This is a genomic window from Pseudomonas sp. NPDC087804 (assembly GCF_044742965.1).
Classification (GTDB): Bacteria; Pseudomonadota; Gammaproteobacteria; order Pseudomonadales; family Pseudomonadaceae; genus Aquipseudomonas; species Aquipseudomonas rustica.
This window is the reverse complement of the sequence record NZ_JBIUVN010000001.1, coordinates 1,362,885-1,380,243: the sequence shown is the minus strand read 5'-3', so window position 1 is coordinate 1,380,243 and position 17,359 is coordinate 1,362,885. Positions and strand designations below refer to the sequence as shown.

General features: G+C 59.6%; 16 protein-coding genes. 5 read left to right on the top strand and 11 right to left on the bottom strand.

Annotated features, from left to right (window positions below; genetic code table 11):
• Positions 1-777 carry an NAD(P)H-dependent oxidoreductase gene (locus tag ACIOMO_RS06055; protein ID WP_401238997.1) on the bottom strand — a complete coding sequence of 259 codons (777 nt, stop codon included), beginning with the start codon at positions 775-777 and terminating at the stop codon, positions 1-3.
• 85 nt (positions 778-862) lie between these two features.
• Between ACIOMO_RS06055 and ACIOMO_RS06050 the strand changes: the two genes are divergently transcribed.
• Together ACIOMO_RS06050 and ACIOMO_RS06045 are read left to right on the top strand one after the other, a co-directional pair.
• On the top strand, positions 863-1,756 hold the full coding sequence (locus tag ACIOMO_RS06050) for a LysR family transcriptional regulator (RefSeq protein ID WP_401238995.1): 894 nt from the start codon (positions 863-865) through the stop codon (positions 1,754-1,756).
• Positions 1,757-2,010: 254 nt separating this feature from the next.
• Complete coding sequence (locus ACIOMO_RS06045; protein ID WP_401238992.1) at positions 2,011-2,796, top strand: DeoR/GlpR family DNA-binding transcription regulator; 786 nt, start codon at positions 2,011-2,013, stop codon at positions 2,794-2,796.
• A gap of 110 nt (positions 2,797-2,906) precedes the next feature.
• On the opposite strand, the gene ACIOMO_RS06040 is transcribed toward ACIOMO_RS06045, so the two are convergent.
• The 4 genes from ACIOMO_RS06040 to ACIOMO_RS06025 all read right to left on the bottom strand — a co-directional run bounded on the left by ACIOMO_RS06040 (position 2,907) and on the right by ACIOMO_RS06025 (position 8,405).
• Positions 2,907-4,190: an NAD(P)/FAD-dependent oxidoreductase gene (locus ACIOMO_RS06040; protein ID WP_401238990.1), complete on the bottom strand. Its 1,284-nt coding sequence runs from the start codon at positions 4,188-4,190 to the stop codon at positions 2,907-2,909.
• Between the two features lie 145 nt (positions 4,191-4,335).
• Positions 4,336-5,700: a glutamine synthetase family protein gene (locus tag ACIOMO_RS06035; protein WP_401238987.1), complete on the bottom strand. Its 1,365-nt coding sequence runs from the start codon at positions 5,698-5,700 to the stop codon at positions 4,336-4,338.
• A 581-nt stretch (positions 5,701-6,281) separates the two neighbouring features.
• On the bottom strand, positions 6,282-7,166 hold the full coding sequence (locus tag ACIOMO_RS06030; protein ID WP_401238984.1) for a LysR family transcriptional regulator: 885 nt from the start codon (positions 7,164-7,166) through the stop codon (positions 6,282-6,284).
• Between the two features lie 342 nt (positions 7,167-7,508).
• Positions 7,509-8,405, bottom strand: a complete 897-nt coding sequence (locus tag ACIOMO_RS06025) for a bestrophin family protein (protein WP_401238982.1) — start codon at positions 8,403-8,405, stop codon at positions 7,509-7,511.
• Positions 8,406-9,044: 639 nt separating this feature from the next.
• Between ACIOMO_RS06025 and ACIOMO_RS06020 the strand changes: the two genes are divergently transcribed.
• The gene (locus tag ACIOMO_RS06020) at positions 9,045-9,503 is read left to right on the top strand and encodes an REP-associated tyrosine transposase (protein ID WP_401238979.1); all 459 of its coding nucleotides are present in this window, start codon (positions 9,045-9,047) and stop codon (positions 9,501-9,503) included.
• Between the two features lie 435 nt (positions 9,504-9,938).
• Here the strand turns inward: ACIOMO_RS06020 and ACIOMO_RS06015 are convergent, their stop codons facing one another.
• Positions 9,939-10,781, bottom strand: a complete 843-nt coding sequence (locus ACIOMO_RS06015) for a CAP domain-containing protein (protein ID WP_401239448.1) — start codon at positions 10,779-10,781, stop codon at positions 9,939-9,941.
• Positions 10,782-10,989: 208 nt separating this feature from the next.
• On the opposite strand from ACIOMO_RS06015, the gene ACIOMO_RS06010 reads away from it, so the two are divergent.
• Positions 10,990-11,610: a cell wall hydrolase gene (locus ACIOMO_RS06010; protein ID WP_053121048.1), complete on the top strand. Its 621-nt coding sequence runs from the start codon at positions 10,990-10,992 to the stop codon at positions 11,608-11,610.
• On the opposite strand, the gene ACIOMO_RS06005 is transcribed toward ACIOMO_RS06010, so the two are convergent.
• Positions 11,607-12,494: a LysR family transcriptional regulator gene (locus ACIOMO_RS06005; RefSeq protein WP_401238976.1), complete on the bottom strand. Its 888-nt coding sequence runs from the start codon at positions 12,492-12,494 to the stop codon at positions 11,607-11,609. The two genes, ACIOMO_RS06010 and ACIOMO_RS06005, sit on opposite strands and share 4 nt — an antisense overlap.
• Positions 12,495-12,597: 103 nt before the next feature.
• Between ACIOMO_RS06005 and ACIOMO_RS06000 the strand changes: the two genes are divergently transcribed.
• Positions 12,598-14,010: an MFS transporter gene (locus tag ACIOMO_RS06000; protein WP_401238973.1), complete on the top strand. Its 1,413-nt coding sequence runs from the start codon at positions 12,598-12,600 to the stop codon at positions 14,008-14,010.
• Between the two features lie 28 nt (positions 14,011-14,038).
• On the opposite strand, the gene ACIOMO_RS05995 is transcribed toward ACIOMO_RS06000, so the two are convergent.
• From ACIOMO_RS05995 to ACIOMO_RS05980, 4 genes are all read right to left on the bottom strand, one after another.
• The gene (locus tag ACIOMO_RS05995) at positions 14,039-15,454 is read right to left on the bottom strand and encodes a heavy metal sensor histidine kinase (protein WP_401238970.1); all 1,416 of its coding nucleotides are present in this window, start codon (positions 15,452-15,454) and stop codon (positions 14,039-14,041) included.
• Positions 15,451-16,122, bottom strand: coding sequence for a heavy metal response regulator transcription factor (locus tag ACIOMO_RS05990; RefSeq protein WP_159812423.1), 672 nt, complete (start codon positions 16,120-16,122; stop codon positions 15,451-15,453). Before ACIOMO_RS05990 ends, ACIOMO_RS05995 begins: the two co-directional genes overlap by 4 nt.
• Positions 16,123-16,131: 9 nt before the next feature.
• Positions 16,132-16,389 (bottom strand): DUF2790 domain-containing protein, encoded by a 258-nt coding sequence (locus tag ACIOMO_RS05985; protein ID WP_401238966.1) that lies wholly within the window; start codon positions 16,387-16,389, stop codon positions 16,132-16,134.
• A gap of 219 nt (positions 16,390-16,608) precedes the next feature.
• Complete coding sequence (locus tag ACIOMO_RS05980; protein ID WP_053121034.1) at positions 16,609-17,322, bottom strand: murein L,D-transpeptidase catalytic domain family protein; 714 nt, start codon at positions 17,320-17,322, stop codon at positions 16,609-16,611.
• Positions 17,323-17,359 lie beyond the last annotated feature (37 nt).

Here is a 17,359-nt window from a genome sequence, read left to right as displayed (position 1 = left end):
CTAGCGTCTGTGCGCGGCAAAACCGTCGATGCCAGGCGCGATATCATCCTTCAACGTCAACGCCGGAATCTCGTACTCTCCGGCATTCTGCTGGCGAAACGTAATCGGCCGTGTACTCCACAATTCATCCAGTCGACGGCCCAATTCGTCGCACGTCTCGGCATAGCGCGCCTTATCCATGCGGCTGGTGCGATACACCACGAACGGCGGCACCACTTCAAAACCGGGGTAATACAGAATCCCGTGCTGGATCGGAAACAGCAGATCGTCCATCGGGCCGTTGATCCCGCGTGGAGCGTAGTGCGATTCCCAGCCGCCGGTGGTGACCATCAACATCGCCCGTTTGCCTTGCATTTTCCCTTCGCCATAACGCTCACCCCAGCGGCTGTCGGAATGTTCGCCAACGCCGTAGGCAAAGCCGTAGGCGTAGACGCGTTCGACCCAGCCTTTAAGGATCGCCGGCATCGAAAACCACCACATCGGGAACTGCAGAATCAGCGCGTCGGCCCACTGCAGTTTTTCCTGTTCGCGAGCGATGTCGGCGGCTTGGCTGCCTTCGGCGTACGCCACTTTTGAGTCGAGCGAGGCGTGGAACGGTTTTGTGGTGTCGCGCTCCGGGGCGTCGTTGGCGTCAAGGGTGGTTTTCCAATTCATCGCGTAGAGGTCGGAGACCTGCACGGTGTGGCCGGCGGCTTGCAGGCGCTGGACGCTGAAGTCGCGGAGCGAGCCGTTGAGGGAAGTCGGTTCAGGGTGGGCGTAAACCAGTAAGACATTCATGTTGTAGCTCCGTTGGCTGAATGACGGCAGGATCGGCGTTCAAGCGGTATATTGGAAATGAATGTCTGATATGTCTGGTATAGCCATGAATAATTTGAGACGCCTCGATATCAATCTGCTGCTCACCCTCGACGTGTTGCTGTCCGAGCACAACGTCACCCGCGCGGCGCAGCGGCTGAACCTGTCGCAGCCCTCGGTGAGTGTGCATCTGGCCAAGTTGCGCGACATTTTTGGCGACCCGTTGCTGCTGCCCGGGCCGCGCGGGATGCGCCCGACGGTGCGCGCCGATGAATTGCGCGAGCCGTTGCGCGAAGCGTTGGAGGCGTTGGAAAGGGCGGTCGCGCCGGCCAGCGCGTTTGATCCGGCGCAGGCGATGCACACCTGGAAAGTCGCTGCCACCGATTACGGTGAAACGACGGTGGTGCTACCGGCGCTCAGCGGATTACGTAAACAGGCACCGGGCACGCGATTGGCCGTGATCGATCTGACACCTGCGCAGTTGGTGAAACAGGCGGAGCAGGGCGTCTTCGACATCGCCCTGCACATCAGCGAAGACGCGCCGCTGGAGTTGCACTCGCGGCCATTGTTCACCGAACGCTATGTGCTGGCCGGTCGCGTCGGTCATCCGGATTTGCAGCGCGTGCCAACGCGCAAACAGTTCTGCGCGTTGGAACACGTCCTGGTGTCGCGGGAGGGCGGAGGGTTTTTCGGGGTGACCGACAAGGCGTTGGCCGAGGTCGGTTTGCAACGAAAAGTGGTGCTGTCGGTGCCGCATTTTCTGATGGCGATGTCGGTGCTGGTCAGCACCGATCTGGTGGCGATGTTGCCGTCACGTCTGGTGCGCGGCAATCCGGCATTGCAAGTGGTCGACGCACCGCTGCCAGTGCCCGGTTACGAAATGGCGATGTTCTGGGGCGAACGCGCGCATCGCGATCCGGCGCACAAATGGCTTCGTGAACACCTGTTGGCGTCGGTCTGAGATGCTGTCAGGCGTGACCGAGAGCCACCGCAAACGACACGACGATCATGCACGCAAACGCAAAATTGAGATTCATGAGGTGTTCATCCTGAGCCTTTTAAAGTCGGGCCATTCTGAACAGGCTGAAAGCAAAGAAAAAATTCGCCTTGTTGATTGCAATGATCGAAGTAATTGATACCCGCCGGTTTGTGTTTGCTCGAGGGTTTCGCTAGTCTCGCAGAAACCTGCAACTACAAGCATAAACAGGCAAATACATGCACGATCATTCCGCAGCCGAACTGCCTTCATTGCGCCGGCAAAAAATTCTCCTGCTGCTCGAACGCGACGGCAAAGTCATGGCCTCCGAGTTGAGCCAACACTTCGCCGTCTCCGAAGACACCATCCGCCGCGACCTCGCCGAGCTGGATAACGCCGGCCTCGTGCAGCGGGTTCATGGAGGGGCGTTGCCGCGTCCGAAAGATTCCGGCAAGGATTACTTCACGCGGCTGGATGAGACCGATGAGGTGAAAATCCGTCTGGCGCAACTGGCGGCGCAGCAGGTCGAGGACGGGCAGATTGTGCTGTTTGATTCCGGTTCGACGACGTTGCAGGTCGCGCGGTCGCTGCGCGCGGATATCCAGATCACGGCAGTGACGGCTGCGCCGATGACGGCGATTGCGCTGGCGGAATTCAAGGGTGTGAAAGTGATTCTGGCAGGCGGGACGTTGAATCCGCGAACGATGTCGGCGGGTGGGCATGAGGCGCTGCGCTTGCTGGCGGGGATCAAGGCGGATCTGGCGATTACCGGCGTCTGCGCGATTCATCCGGAGGTGGGGATTACTTCGCTGCATTTTGATGAAGTGCCGGTGAAGCAGGCGATGCTCGATGGCGCGACGCGGGTGATTGCCGTGACTACGGCGGACAAGTTGGGCGCGGTGGAGCCGTTTGTGGTGGCGCCTTGTACGCGCCTGCATACGCTGATTACCGAACGGCATGTGGCGTCGGGGAGTGTTGAGGATTATCGACGGTTGGGGATTGTTGTGGAGCAACTACAAGACTGAAGCCGCCTCCTGTAGGAGCTGCCGAAGGCTGCGATCTTTTGATTTTGATTCTAAACAACAAGATCAAAAGATCGCAGCCTTCGGCAGCTCCTACAAGGGAAGGTGTTGGTTCAACGCAACTTTTCGAGCATCTGGTAGTACCACATCCCCGCAGCCAGCATCGGGTTCCCGAGCAAATCGCCCATCGGCACACGAATGTGCTGGCAACCCGCAAACGTGTCGAACTGCTCCATCTGCCCGGTGATCGCGCGGCTCATGATTTCGCCCATGATGTGCGTGGTCGCGATGCCGTGGCCGGAGTAGCCCTGGCAGTACCAGACGTTGTCCGAGAGTTTACCCAGTTGCGGAATGCGGTTGATGACGATGCCCATCGCGCAGCTCCACTGGTAATCGATCTGTACGCCTTTGAGCGCCGGGAAGGTTTGCTCGATGCACGGGCGCAGTTCGCCGGCGATGTCGCGTGAGTCCTTGCCGCTGTAGTTGGCGCCGCCGCCGAACAGCAAGCGACCGTCGGCGGTGAGGCGGTAGTAGTCGAGGACGAAGCGGCAGTCGTAGACCGCGAGGTCTTCGGGGTTGATCTGTTTGGCCAGATCACCGAGCGGCGCGGTGGTGACGATGCCGCCCATCGCCGGGAAAATCTTGCCCTTGAGCTTGCCCGGTTCGAGCTTGTGGTAGACGTCGCCGGCGAGCATCACTTGCTTGGCGTCGATCTGGCCGTGAGCGGTTCTTATGCCAGGCTTATCGCCATGAATGATCTCCAGCACTTCGCTGTTTTCGAAGATCAGCGCGCCGAGACATTCCGCTGCCCGCGCTTCGCCGATGCACAGATTGAGCGGGTGCAGGTGCATGTTGCGAGTGTTCTTGATCGCGCCGTGATAGAGGTCGCTTTGCAGCAGATCGCGCACCTGGCTACGGTCGAGCAGGCTGACTTCATCGCCGAGCCCGCGCCGCACGGCTTCTTCGTAGTCGTTGCGCAGATCGGGCATGTGGCTCGGCTTGTAGGCTGCGTGCAGATGACCGTGTTTGAGGTCGCACTGAATGGCGTATTTCGCCACGCGTTGCTTGATGATTTCGTGTCCGCGCCAACGCAGGTGCCAGATGAAATCGTCGACGTCATCGCCGAGTTTCGCGTGCATCTGTTTGCGCATCGCACCGTCGCCGGAGAGGCTGCCGGTGACTTGCCCGCCGTTACGTCCGGTGGCGCCCCAGCCGATTTTGTTGCTCTCGACAATGGCGACTTTGAGGCCTTTTTCGGCGAGCTCGACGGCGGTGGCAACGCCAGTGAACCCGCCACCGATGATCACCACATCGACCGTGTGCCGACCTTGCAGTGTCGGGTAGTCGGTGTCCTGGTTGAGGGTGGCGGTGTAGTAGGAATTGCAGCGTTCGGTCATGTCAGTGTCCACAAATTTCAAGGTCGGTACGCGATCCCTTGTAGGAGTGAGCCTGCTCGCGAAAGCGGTGTGTCAGGCAAATCATTGTTAACTGACAGGTCGCTATCGCGAGCAGGCTCACTCCTACAGGGTTATGGGTGAGGGTTTAGGCTTCGGTCAGGTACCAACGCCAATCCTGCTCACCCACTTCAGCCATGAACTGCCGATACTCGGCACGCTTCACCGCCAGATACACGCCAAGAAACTCCTGCCCCAAGGCATCCCGCGCCCATGCCGATTTCTCCAGCGCCTGCAACGAGGTCAGCCAATCGGTCGGCAGCAATTCCTTCGCCTGCGCATAGCCGTTGCCTTCAACCGGTGCGCCCGGATCAAGGTTCTCGCTAATGCCGCGATGAATGCCGGCAAGGATCGCCGCCGCTGCCAGATACGGGTTGGCATCGGCGCCGCAAATGCGGTGTTCGATGTGGCGGGTATTCGCCGGGCCGCCGGGTACGCGCAGGCTGACCGTGCGGTTGTCGACACCCCAGGTCGGCGCCAACGGCGCGTAACTATTGGCCTGAAAGCGGCGGTACGAGTTGGCGTTCGGGCAGAACATCAACAGCGTGTCGAGCAACGACGCGAGCATGCCGCCAATCGCCGTGCGCAGCAGCGGCGTGCCGGCCGGGTCTTCGGAAGCGAACAGATTGCGCCCCTCGGCATCCGCCAGACTGACGTGCATGTGCATGCCGGTGCCGGCCAGATCATCGAACGGTTTAGCCATGAACGTCGCTTGCATGCCGTGCTTGTGTGCGACCGCTTTGACCAGACGCTTGTAGCGCACCGCTTGATCCATCGCTTCCAGCGCGTCGCCGTGTTCGAGGGTGATTTCCACCTGTCCCGGCGCATATTCGGAGATCGCCGTGCGCGCCGGAATACCGTGCAGTTTGCAGGCGCTGTAGAGGTCGGCGAGGAACGGTTCGATCTGTTCCAGCTCGCGTAAACCGTAGACCTGTGTGTGTCGCGGTCGCCCACCGTCGGCATCCAGTGCCGGTTGCGGACGACCGTTGTGATCGCGTTTGGCGTCGAGCAGATAGAACTCCAGCTCGCAGGCCATCACCGGGTGATAACCCTCGGCCTTGAGACCGTCGATAACCTTGATCAGCAGGTGACGCGGGTCGGCGATGCTCGCTGGCATGCCTTCCTTCGGGTGCATGCTGACTTGCACGGCGGCGGTCGGAATTTGCCGCCATGGCAGGCGCACCAGGCTGCCTTCCAACGGATAGGCACGGCAGTCGATATCGCCGACGTCCCAGACCAGACCGGAGTTTTCAACGTCTTCACCTTGCACGGTCAGACCGAGGATGGTGCTTGGCAGCGGCCGACCACTTTCGTAAACGGCGAGCAGTTCTTCACGGTGCAACAGCTTGCCGCGCGGCACTCCGTTGGCGTCGAGAATGAACAGCTCGATCATGTCGATATCAGGGTTTTGGTCGAGGAACAGGCGTGCGTCTTCAATCGCTGCGAATTTCATGGCAATCACTCAGAGTTGCGCCGCACAGGCGCGCAGATTCGGGCCAAGAGACAGTAATGGGCGAAAGCCCAAGTGTCCTGGCAGGGATATCGAAAGAGAAAAGGCCTACACGTTTTTCAGACGTGATCAGGCAGAAACGCAGACATCCGGCGGGCGTGCGGAGTGACGCAACTTGGAACGGCGCAGGGCCATGGGGAGATTGACGATACGATTCATGCGCGGCCCCTATGACAGAGGGCGCACACAGCGGAGACGTTCAACGATTTTAGTTGTTGTAGATACGTACTCATAACGCGTGTTTCCGTTGGCGGAAAACGTCGGAGACGGGACTGACCCGTCGACCGGTGTGCCCGGATAGTAAGGGGGAATCCGCGGGCGTGTAAACGATCAATGTGAAATATCTTGAACACCTGCTTCTGACAACCCCTCTTGTGCAGGTTTGCCAAAAACCCTGTGGTGAGGGGATTTATCCCCGACGGGTTGCGCAGCAGCCCCAAAAAATCTGGGCCTGCTGCGCAGTCCATCGGGGATAAATCCCCTCACCACAGGTTTTGTATTTGGCCTTGGGTCAGATGTGCACATCAGCCCTCAAGCATCTTCCGCGCTTCAGCAAAACACTTTTCAGCAATCGCCGAACGCGGTTCGGTCTTGCGCATCACCATCCCCAACGGTGCGAGCACACTGGCGTCCGGCAGGGTCATGAACGACAGATGTTCAATCGGCTCCTCCATTCCGCTGTCCAGCGGCATGATCGCGCAACAGAAACCCTGGTGAATCGCCTGTAACAACTGATAGGTCGAATCACTCTCCATGATCGGCTGCGGACTCAAGCCGCGACTGCGAAAACTCAGGTCTATGGATTTGCGGTAATGCATGCCGGTGGTGATCATGCCCAGCGGCAATTGCGCGGCTTCTTCCCAACTCATCTGAGTGCCTTCGAACTGGAAATGCCGGTTGTCGTAGAGCAATCCGACGCGGGTTTGACCGATCTCGAAAAACTCGAAATAGGCCGGATTGACGTGATCGAGATAGCACACGCCCAAGTCCAGTTGATTGTTGCCCAGACTGGCGATGATCTCGTCGGAGCTGAGCGAGGAAAGGCTGAACGTCAACTCGGGATAAGACCCTGACAATCCCTGAATATAATCGACAGGATTGAAGCTGCTCAGCGGCACCAGACCCAGGCGCAGACTGCCGACCAGTTGCCCGCGACAGGCCGCCGCTTCGGCGAACAAGCCATCATGCGCCGCCAGCAACGTGCGGGCCCAGGCCAGTACGCGCTCGCCAGCCTCGGTGAACCCCTCAAAGCGCTGACCACGGTTGACCAGCACCAGATCCAGCTCCTCTTCGAGATTGCGCAGGCGCATCGACAGGGTCGGCTGAGTGATGTGGCAGCGGGCGGCGGCCTGACCGAAGTGACGGGTTTCGTCCAGTGCGATCAGGAATTTGAGTTGTTTGATGTCCACGACGGCACCTGCTCGATGGGATTTCTGGGTGGAGTATTGACGCAGATGCGTACCGCGCACCAAAGGTGCAGGGCGCGACGATCTCATTTGAGGGCGTATTCGTCCAATCGGAAGTGTTTAAAGGCTTATCGACCGCCGGCAAAGTGGCCGATGCGCAGCGTCTGGCGGACAGCAAACTCTTCAAAGCCCTGCAAAAAACACAACTGTAGGAGTGAGCCTGCTCGCGATAGCGGCAAGTCAGGCGACAACGATGTTGGCTGGCAATCCGCTTTCGCGAGCAGGCTCACTCCTACAAGGGTTTTGTGGTGCTCGTCTATATTGGGGGGTTGGGGAAATTTGGGGTCAGCTCAAGACATAGTCCACAGGCTTAAGCGCCGGCGGCATTTCTGCGCCGAGCTCCCAGAGAATATCGCGCTCCAGCGTGCGCACCAGCGCATCCGTTGGCAGATCATTCTCGTCGCGGCCAAAGGGGTCTTCCAGCTCATCGGCAATCGCATCGAGGCCGAAAAACGTGTAGCTGACAATCGCCGTGAACAGTGGCGTCAACCAGCCCAACGGTTCGGCCATGGCGAAGGGCAGCAGGATGCAGAACAGATAAATCGTGCGATGCAGCAACAGCGTGTAGGGAAACGGCAGCGGCGTGGTTTTGATCCGGTCGCACACCGCCTGCGCTTGGGTGAGGCTGGTCAAGTGATTGGCGAGCAGCATGTAGCGCCACTCCGTCAGCTCACCGTTTTGATGCAAGTCGGAACACTGCTGGCCGACCGTTTGCAGAATTCGTCCGCTGTAATCGGGCGTCTGCGGATCAGGCTTGGGCATGACCCATTGGCTGCTGGCATCCGTTTCGCTTTCTTTACGTAACCGGGCGTTCAGCGCATGGGCGAAGCCACACAGGTTGAGCAGCAACGGTTTGCGCTCGGCGGAGTCACGGATGACATGGGTTTCGCGAATGATCGAACGAATGTGCACGATCACCTCGCCCCACGCCTTGCGCGCTTCGTACCAGCGGTCATAACAGGCGTTGTTGCGAAAACTCATGAAGATCGACAGCGACAAACCGAGCAGCGTAAACGGCGTCGCGCTGACACTGGCGAAATAGCTCGGATGGAGGATTTCCACCAGCACAATGGCCGACGCCAACAGCGTGATCATCAGCGCGCGCAAGGCGATGCGTTTGGCGATCGAACCCTTGAGGGTGAACAGGATGGCAATGGGATGAATCTTGGGTCGGACGATCATGCTGTTCTGTCCTGGTTATGCATGGGGGCGTGGCGGATCAACCGGTTGTGCAGCGCCACGCCGATGAGTCTAGTTGGCTGCAATGGCGGCGCAGAGTAAGAGCGCCAGAAAGGCGCGTCCAATCAGTTTGAATGACCGCACGATTGATCAAATTGATGACCCCTGAACCCCCTGTAGGAGCAGAGCTTGCTCGCGAAGGCGTCCGATCAGTCGACATCAATGTTGAATGCGCCGACCTCTTCGTGAGCAAGCCCACTCCCACCTTTGATCTCTGTTATGCCCAAAATCCTCCAAACACCTCAGACCCCCCCTGTGGGAGCGGGCTTGCTCGCGAAGGCGTCCGATCAGTCGACATCAATGTTGAATGCGCCGACCTCTTCGTGAGCAAGCCCACTCCCACCTTTGATCTCTGTCATGCCCAAAATCCCCCATCCACCTCAGTCCCCCTGTGGGAGCGGGCTTGCTCGCGAAGGCGTCAGGACAGTCGACATCAATGTTGAATGCGCCGACCCCTTCGTGAGCGAGCCCACTCCCACCTTTAATCCGGTGTACAGACACATCTTGCCAATAAACATGGCTCCATCACGACCCGTGCTGAACTAGCCTTTTTTTGAACTCAATCATGATTAAGGCAAAGGAATGCCCGAACGTTTTTCATCCCATCGACTCAGAACCGGCCGTTATTGCGAACAAAATCGCATCTATCTTCTAACCGCTAATACCTTGGGAAGGGAGCCTATATTCAAGGACTACAGGCTCGGCAGACTGGTCGTTCATCAATTCAGAAAAGCACAGGAGGAGGGCTTTGCCGAATCGTTGGCGTGGGTGGTTATGCCGGATCACTTTCATTGGTTGATCCAACTGCAGAAAGGATCACTCGGCCAACTGATGTGTGAAGCAAAATCCCTGAGTACTCGATCGATCAACAATGCCACCGGCCGAACAGGCAGCTTGTGGCAACAGAGCTTTCATGACCATGCGCTGCGTAAGGAGGAGGACTTGGTAAAACTGGCTCGATATGTGGTTGCCAACCCATTGCGGGCAGGGTTGGTGGAAAAACTGGGAGATTACCCATTGTGGGATGCTGTTTGGGTATGACCTCTAATTTCGGTCATGCCCAAATCCTCCCACCACCGACAATCCACTGTGGGAGCGGGCTTGCTCGCGAAGGTGTCCGATCAGTCGACATCAATGTTGAATGCGCCGACCCCTTCGTGAGCAAGCCCACTCCCACATTAAATCCCGGTCATGCCCACATCCCCCATCCACCCACAACCCAGTGTGGGAGCGGGCTTGCTCGCGAAGGCGCCGGTTCAGTCGACATCAATGCTGAATGTCTCGACCCCTTCGTGAGCAAGCCCACTCCCACATTAGATCTCGGTCATGCCCAAAATCTTCCGAACACCTCAGGCCCTGTGGGAGCGGGCTTGCTCGCGAAGAGGTCAGGTCAGTCGACATCAATCCTGAATGTGCCGGCCTCTTCGTGAGCAAGCCCACTCCCACATTGGATCTGTGGGATGTTTGAGATTCAGGTTACTGCGCGCCGAACATGGCGGTCCAGTAGATGCCTGCGCTGCTTTTCGGGTCGGTAGCGTAGGCGGCGCCGAGTTCTTTGTATTGTGGGTTCATCAGGTTGGCGCAGTGGCCGGGGCTGGCGATCCAGCCGTCGACGACTTTGCGCACGGTGTCTTGGCCGGCGGCGATGTTTTCGCCGACCAGTTGACCGCTGTAACCGGCCAGTTCAGCGCGGTCGCCGGGGGTGCGGCCGTCGCGATCCTTGTGGTCGAAATAATTGTTGTTGGCCATGTCGCGGCTGTGATCCTGGGAAATCGTGCCCAGCGCAGCATTCCAGGCCAACGGTGCGGCAGCGGCGAAGGCCTGACCACCGCACTGGCGCGGCTGACTGCGGGCGACGTTGAGTTGCTCCAGCAGTTTTTGCCCTTCACTTTGCGCATCGCCGAGTTTGGCCGACAACAGCGGTCGCGCCAGCACAATGCGCCAATCGCGATCGGCGCGGCTGACGCCGACATCGACGAACTGCGGATCGAGCACCACCTGACAAAAACTCTCCTGAATCGCCTGCATCGCCGACGCCGCATCGCGCGGGCCATTCAGCGTGATCGCCTGCACATTGACCATCGGGTAACTGGCGCTGGCCATGGCTTGCTGCAAATCCACCGCGCCACTGGCCGGCAGGCGCAAGCGGGGATCGGCCGACAGCGGCGGCAACTCATTGGAGGCTTGCGAACCGCAGCGTTGCGGCTGGCTGCGGTAGCTGTTGATCGACTCGATCAGCTGCGATTCATCGCTGGCCAGCGCCGGGATGGCCAACACAATGCCGGCGGACAACGCGGCACAACGCAAAACGAATGGCATGAAGCGCATGGAAATCTCCCTTGAGCTGAATGCGCCCATGATGCGCGAAAGGCCCCCGGTGGGTGCAATGTCTTTTTCTTCATTCGGCGGTTTTTTCTGCGCAACTTTGTCTGGCGTTTTGCCGTCTACACTCACCGAAGACCCCGGGATCCGGGCGTCTCACCCACGCAACACGTTGCCCTTAGCGGGCGCTGCCGGAAGAACTGACATGGGATTGAAAGGCTTGGCTGGCTGTATGGTTTGCATCCTGTTGGCGGGCTCCGCATGGGCCACCGATCAGGCCCCGATCAAGGCGAAAGCTGAAGAGAAAGCGCAGGTGCTGGAGGAAAAAGCGGCGGACAAAGTCAGCAGCGCACCGGCGCCGAAAGCCGAAGCGATTACCCCGACCGAAGCGCAAGCGGTCGACCCTGCCGGCGCTGCACCGCTGGATGATCCGCTGACCTGCCTGGCGCGCAGTATCTATTGGGAAGCCAAGGGCAAAGACACCCCGGAAATGGAAGCGGTGGCCAGCGTGGTGATGAATCGTCTCGGCCACGAAGGTTTTCCTGACACCGTGTGCGCGGTGGTCAAGCAGGGATCGGAAACCAAGAGCTGCCAGTTTTCCTGGTGGTGCGATGGCAAGGCCGATCAGGTCAAGGAGGACTCCGAATACGCGCTGGCCAAGGAAATCGCCGGCAAAGCGCTCAACCGTCAGCTCCCGGATCGCACCCGCGGCGCGCTGTACTTCCACGACCGCAACGTCCACCCGAGCTGGGCCAAGGAGTACCGCAAAACCGCCGAAACGAAAAAATTCCTCTTCTATAAACCGGCCGGTGGCGACGCGCGTTAGGCGCAGACCTGACGCACACAATCGCGCAACCAGCGGTGTGCCGGATCAGCGTCCATGCGCGGATGCCAAAGCATTGAGACGCTGATCGGCGGCATCTCGAAGGGCAGAGCGAAACTGTGCAGGCCGCTGCGCAGTTTGCTGGTGTGGCGCTCCGGAACGGTGGCGATCAAATCCGATTCGCGCACCAGCGTCAGCGCCGCGGAAAAACCGCCGAATGAGGTGACGATGTCCCGCGTCAGCCCGAGTGCGAGCAGCGCTTCGTCTACCGGGCCGCTGCTGCGCCCGCGTCGGGAAATCAGAATGTGCTCGCCACCGGTAAAACGCTTGCTGCTGACTTTTCCTGAACTCAAGGGATGCCCCTCACGCACCACACCGATCCAGTGATCCTGAAACAGAATGCGGCTGTGCAGCGTCGGGTCGGTGCTGTCGTCGATCACGCCGGTCTCCAGATCGACGCGGCCCTCGCGCAGCGGCGTGCTGTCCTTGTCGGCCTTCTGCACAAAACGCAGGCGCACACCGGGTGCTTTTTCAGCAATGCGTGCGAGCAGGGCGGCGGCGAAAGTTTCGACAAAACCGTCGGTGTTGCGCAGGGTAAAGGTGCGTTGCAATCGGCTCGGGTCGAGCACGTCGGCAGGGCGCAACACCGCCTCGGCTTCCTGCACCAGATGACTGACGCGTTCGCGCAACTCCAACGCACGCGGCGTCGGCACCAGACCGCGACCGGCCCGCACCAGCAGCGGATCGCCGGTGGTCTCGCGCAGACGGGCCAGGGCGCGACTCATCGCCGAAGGACTCAATCGCAGGCACTTGGCCGCGCGGGCGACGCTGCCTTCGCGCAGCAGCACGTCGAGGGTGATCAACAGGTTCAGATCGGGCGCAGACATGACATGGCGTTCCATGCAGGTATCGAGTGCAAAGCATGCGTCTTGTGCCTTGTATTGTCGAGGCTCAGGCTATGCAGCATCACCTCTGCCAAGTGAGCGAAAGATGCCGCGAGAACCCCTGACCACTTCAGCCCGCTGGGCGCTGACCAGTCTGGCCCTGTCGATGTTGATGCCGTCGCTGGACACCAGCATTGCCAATGCCGGCTTACCGATACTTGCGACGGCGTTTGATGCGACGTTCCAACAGGTGCAGTGGATCGTTCTGGCTTACCTGCTGACAGTCACCACGCTGATTGTCAGCGTCGGGCGACTGGGCGACGGCATCGGTCGGCGCCGATTGCTGTTGATCGGCATCGGCGTTTTCACCGCTGCCTCGTTGTGTTGTGCGTTGGCACCGGGACTGGGTTGGTTGATCGGCGCGCGAGCGGTGCAAGGCGTTGGCGCGGCGATCATGTTTGCCTTGACGGTCGCGTTGGTGGCCGATGCAGTGCCGAAGTCACGGGCGGGCAGTGCGATGGGTTTGTTGGCGACCATGTCAGCGACCGGCACCACCCTCGGGCCGTCGCTGGGCGGATTGTTGATGGCGCATCTCGGCTGGCATTCGATTTTTCTGCTCAACGTACCGCTGGGTTTGCTCAATGCGTGGTTGGTGTTCCGCTATCTGCCGGCAGATCGAGCGATCAGCACACGGGTTGCCTTTGATTATTTCGGCACCGGGGTGTTGGTGTTGACGCTGGCGGCTTATGCGCTGGCGATGACGCTGACAGGTCTGGCCCTGCCGTTATTGCTGGTCAGCGCGTGCGGTGCGGGGCTGTTTGTTTTTATCGAGATGAGGGTTAAGGCGCCGCTTATTCGCTTGTCGCTGTTTGCCGACCGGCGATTGAGCAGCAGCCTCTTGCTGACGTTATTGGTGACTACCGTGATGATGACCACATTGGTGGTTGGGCCGTTTTACTTGAGCCGGGGTTTGGGTTTGAGCAGCACCATGGTTGGACTGGTGTTGTCGATCGGGCCGTTGTTGGCGGCGTTTGGCGGTGTGCCGGCCGGGCGTCTGGTGGATCGCTTTGGCGCGCGCCGGATCGTGCCGGGTGCGTTGCTGGGCTTGGCTTGTGGTTGTGGCTTGTTGGCGTCGTTGCCGATGAGCCTTGGCGTGTTTGCGTACGTGTTGCCGATTGCGATGGTTGCGGTCAGCTATGCGTTGTTTCAGGCGGCCAATAACACCGGGTTGATGGCCGGCGTGAGTCAGGATCAGCGCGGGGTAGTCTCGGCGCTGTTGGGGCTGGCGCGCAATCTGGGCTTGATCACCGGGGCGGCGGTGATGGGCGCGGTGTTTGCACTGGCGGCGGGGGATCCGACGGAGGCGCCGGCGGCAGCGATTGCCAGTGGTTTACACATCACCTTCGCGGTCGCCACGGCCCTCATGCTGACAACCCTGATCATCAGTCGAACCGCGGTCAAATGTAGGAGTGAGCCTGCTCGCGATAGCGGTGTATCAGTCAATGAAGAGGTAGGCTGAACCACCGCTATCGCGAGCAGGCTCACTCCTACAGGGGATTTGTGTTGGTTTGTCGGGCAGGGAAGAACAGTTCGAAGCAGGTCACGCCATCCGCACTGCTGGCGCTGTACCGGCCCTGATGCAACTGCATGATCGTCGCAACAATCGACAGGCCCAAACCGTTCGATTGCGCTGAACGCTCGCGCGACTGATCCACGCGATAAAAGCGCTCGAACAACCGCGCCAGATGCTCAGGCGCAATGGTCGCGCCGTGGTTACGCACCCGCAGATAACTGCCCTCAGGCTCAGCGATCGCTTCAACCTGCACTGTCGAATCCGCCGCACCGTACTTGATCGCATTCGCGCAAAGGTTCGCCAGCGCCCGCCGCAGCAACATCGGCTCGGCCCAGATCACACCGCTGCCACGCGCTTCAATGCACACGCCAACATCCGCCGCCAACCCTTCAAAATAATCAGCAATGCGCTGCATCTCGTCCGCCGCATCCAGCTCCTGACGCTGGCTCAGCGCACTCGCCGGATCAGTGCGCGCAAGAAACAGCATGTTGTCGAGCATCCGCGTCAGCCGTTCCAGCTCTTCGACATTAGAGGCGAGCAACTGCTGATAGGCTTCGATGCTGCGGTTCTGATGCAGGGCGACTTGAGTTTCGCCAAGAAGGTTATTGATCGGCGTGCGCAGTTCGTGAGCCATGTCGGTGGACACCTGACTCAACTGCGCAAAACCTTTGGCGAGGCGATCGAGCATGGCGTTGAACGCATCGATCATCGGCAGCAATTCCCGTGGCGCGCCCTGGCTGTCGAGGCGTTCGCCGAGATTGCCGACACCGATGCCATGAGCGTGCCTGGCCAATCGGCGCAATGGCAGCAAACCGCGATACACCAGCAAACAGCCGATCACTGCGAGCAGCAGCGCCGCCAACGTCGCCAGGCCATAAACGCTCAAACGGTAATTGGCGAGCATCGCCGTGCGTTCGCTCATCAGGCGTCCGGTTGTGACTTGCAGATTGCCCAGTTCACCAGAGTCGATCTCAGCCGCCACCGCCGAAAACGGTACGCCGTTAACGTTCGGCAGATGCTGTATATCGTTCAGCGTCATCGTGTGATTGATCGGCACCGCTGGCAATGTCGGCGTGGTCAGATTGCCCGGATTGACCACCAGCAATGGCGGTTCACCCGGCGCGCCGATGGTCAGCAGTGCCTCGCGGTTGCCGAGCATGTTCTGGAACAGCGCCGGTTTATTCTTGATCAGCTCGAGGGTGTTACTGTCGTTAAGGAAGGTGCGCAACTGGTCGACGCGGCTGACCAGCGAAATGTCGTCGCGGCGAATCAGCTGTTCTTCCAGCTCGCTGTACAGCGCCGCGCCGAGCCCGGCCAGCGACGCGAAGGCGAGCAGGGCGAACACCAGCGCCAAGCGCAGGGTCAGGGAATACGTCCGTTTCGCGCTCATGGCTGCGTGTCGAAACGGTAGCCGATGCCGCGCACGCTGTGGATCAGCTTGAGCTGGAACGGGTCATCGATTTTCGCCCGTAAGCGGCGTACGGCGACATCGACCACGTTGGTGTCGCTGTCGAAATTCATGTCCCACACCCGCGACGCGATCAGCGAACGCGCGAGCACCTGCCCGGTGTGCGTGGCGAACAGTTGCAGCAAGGCGAACTCTTTATTGGTCAGGGTGATGCGCACTCCGCCGCGACTCACTCGGCGTTTGAGCACGTCGATTTGCAGGTCGGCGACTTGCAGTTGTTCATCTTCATGAATCGGCCCGCGTCGGGTCAGGGTGCGCAGACGCGCCACCAGTTCGGCGAAGGAAAACGGTTTGATCAGGTAATCGTCCGCGCCCAGTTCGAGGCCTTTGACGCGGTCGGCGATATCGTCGCGGGCGGTGAGGAACAGCACCGGCGTGTCGGCCTCCTTGCGTAGCCGGCGCAGGACTTCCCAGCCATCCATTTTCGGCATCATCACATCGAGCACGATCACGTCGAAGCTGTGTTCCAGCGCCAGGTGCAAACCGTCGGCGCCGTTGCGCGCCAGGCTTACGCTGTAGCCGAGTTCCTGCAAACCGTTGAGCAGATAATTGCCGGCCTTGGGTTCGTCTTCGACAACCAGAATATTCATCGATCACTCTCAATGGTCATTGATGCAGCCGCTGCCTTGCACGTCATAGTTCAGCACATGTTCGCGGCCCTGATGGTCGAGGTAGTTGAGTTGCGCCGAAACCACACCGCAGGCCTGAGAAATATCGGTGCTGGAGAGGACTTTGTCGACATCCAGATTGACGTAGAAGGCGGATTTGTCATGGATGACGGCGGTGTCGGGCATGTTCGCGGCGAACACGGAACCGGTGGCGAGGAGGGTGGTGAGGGCGAGCAGGAGGGTTTTCATGGTCAGTCACTCAGTGGTTGGTGTTGATCGGCGTTAGCGCCGGGACAACATCAGGCTACCGAGCGATCCGCACGGCAAACCGACAGCTGAATGACAAAGTTGTAATGAAATACACCCCTGTAGGAGCTGCCGAAGGCTGCGATCTTTTGATTTTGTTTTTAACAATCAAAATCAAGAGATCGCAGCCTTCGGCAGCTCCTACAGGGGGATTTGTGTTGGTTAGCTGGCGTGGGTGCTGAGGATGCTTGCCACCTGCTGCGGTTGGCAGTTGAGGTACGGCGAGGATTTCAGCCAGCGCTGATCCGGGTACCAGGAAAACATGAACTGGCCATCCTTCAGTCGATCAATCACTTGCTTGGCAATCTGCGGCCGAACCGCCGGGCAACCCTGGCTGCGGCCGATGCGCCCCTGTTTCTTGCTCCACAATGGATTCACATAACTGGCGGCGTGAATGACGATCGCGCGATCGCGGGCCATGTCATTGAAGCCCGGTTCCAGACCGTCCATGCGCAACGAATAACCGTGGGCGCCGCTGTAACTTTCCTGCGTGCGGAACAGGCCGAGGCTGGATTGGTAACTGCCTTCACGGTTGGAAAACTGCGTGGCGAAGTTTTCGCCGGAGTTGGAACCGTGCGCCACCAAATCGCGTAGAACCAACTTCTGTTTGCTCAGGTCGAAAATCCACAAGCGGCGTTCTGTGGACGGTTGCGAATAATCGATGACGGCCAGATGGCGGGACGGCTTCGCCCCATTGTTGACTGCGCATTGCATGGCGCTTAATGCACCTTTCAGCGCCTGGGGATTGAGTTCTGGCGCGGCGTGGGCGAGGCTGTTGTAGAGAACCGGCGATGGTTTGCCGGCGGCAAAAACTGGACTGGTCACAGCGACAAGGGTCGCGGTGGACAGCAGAAGTCGGCGCAAAAACGTCAACATTTATAAAGTGTCCTCACTTGCTACTCATTTGGCACTT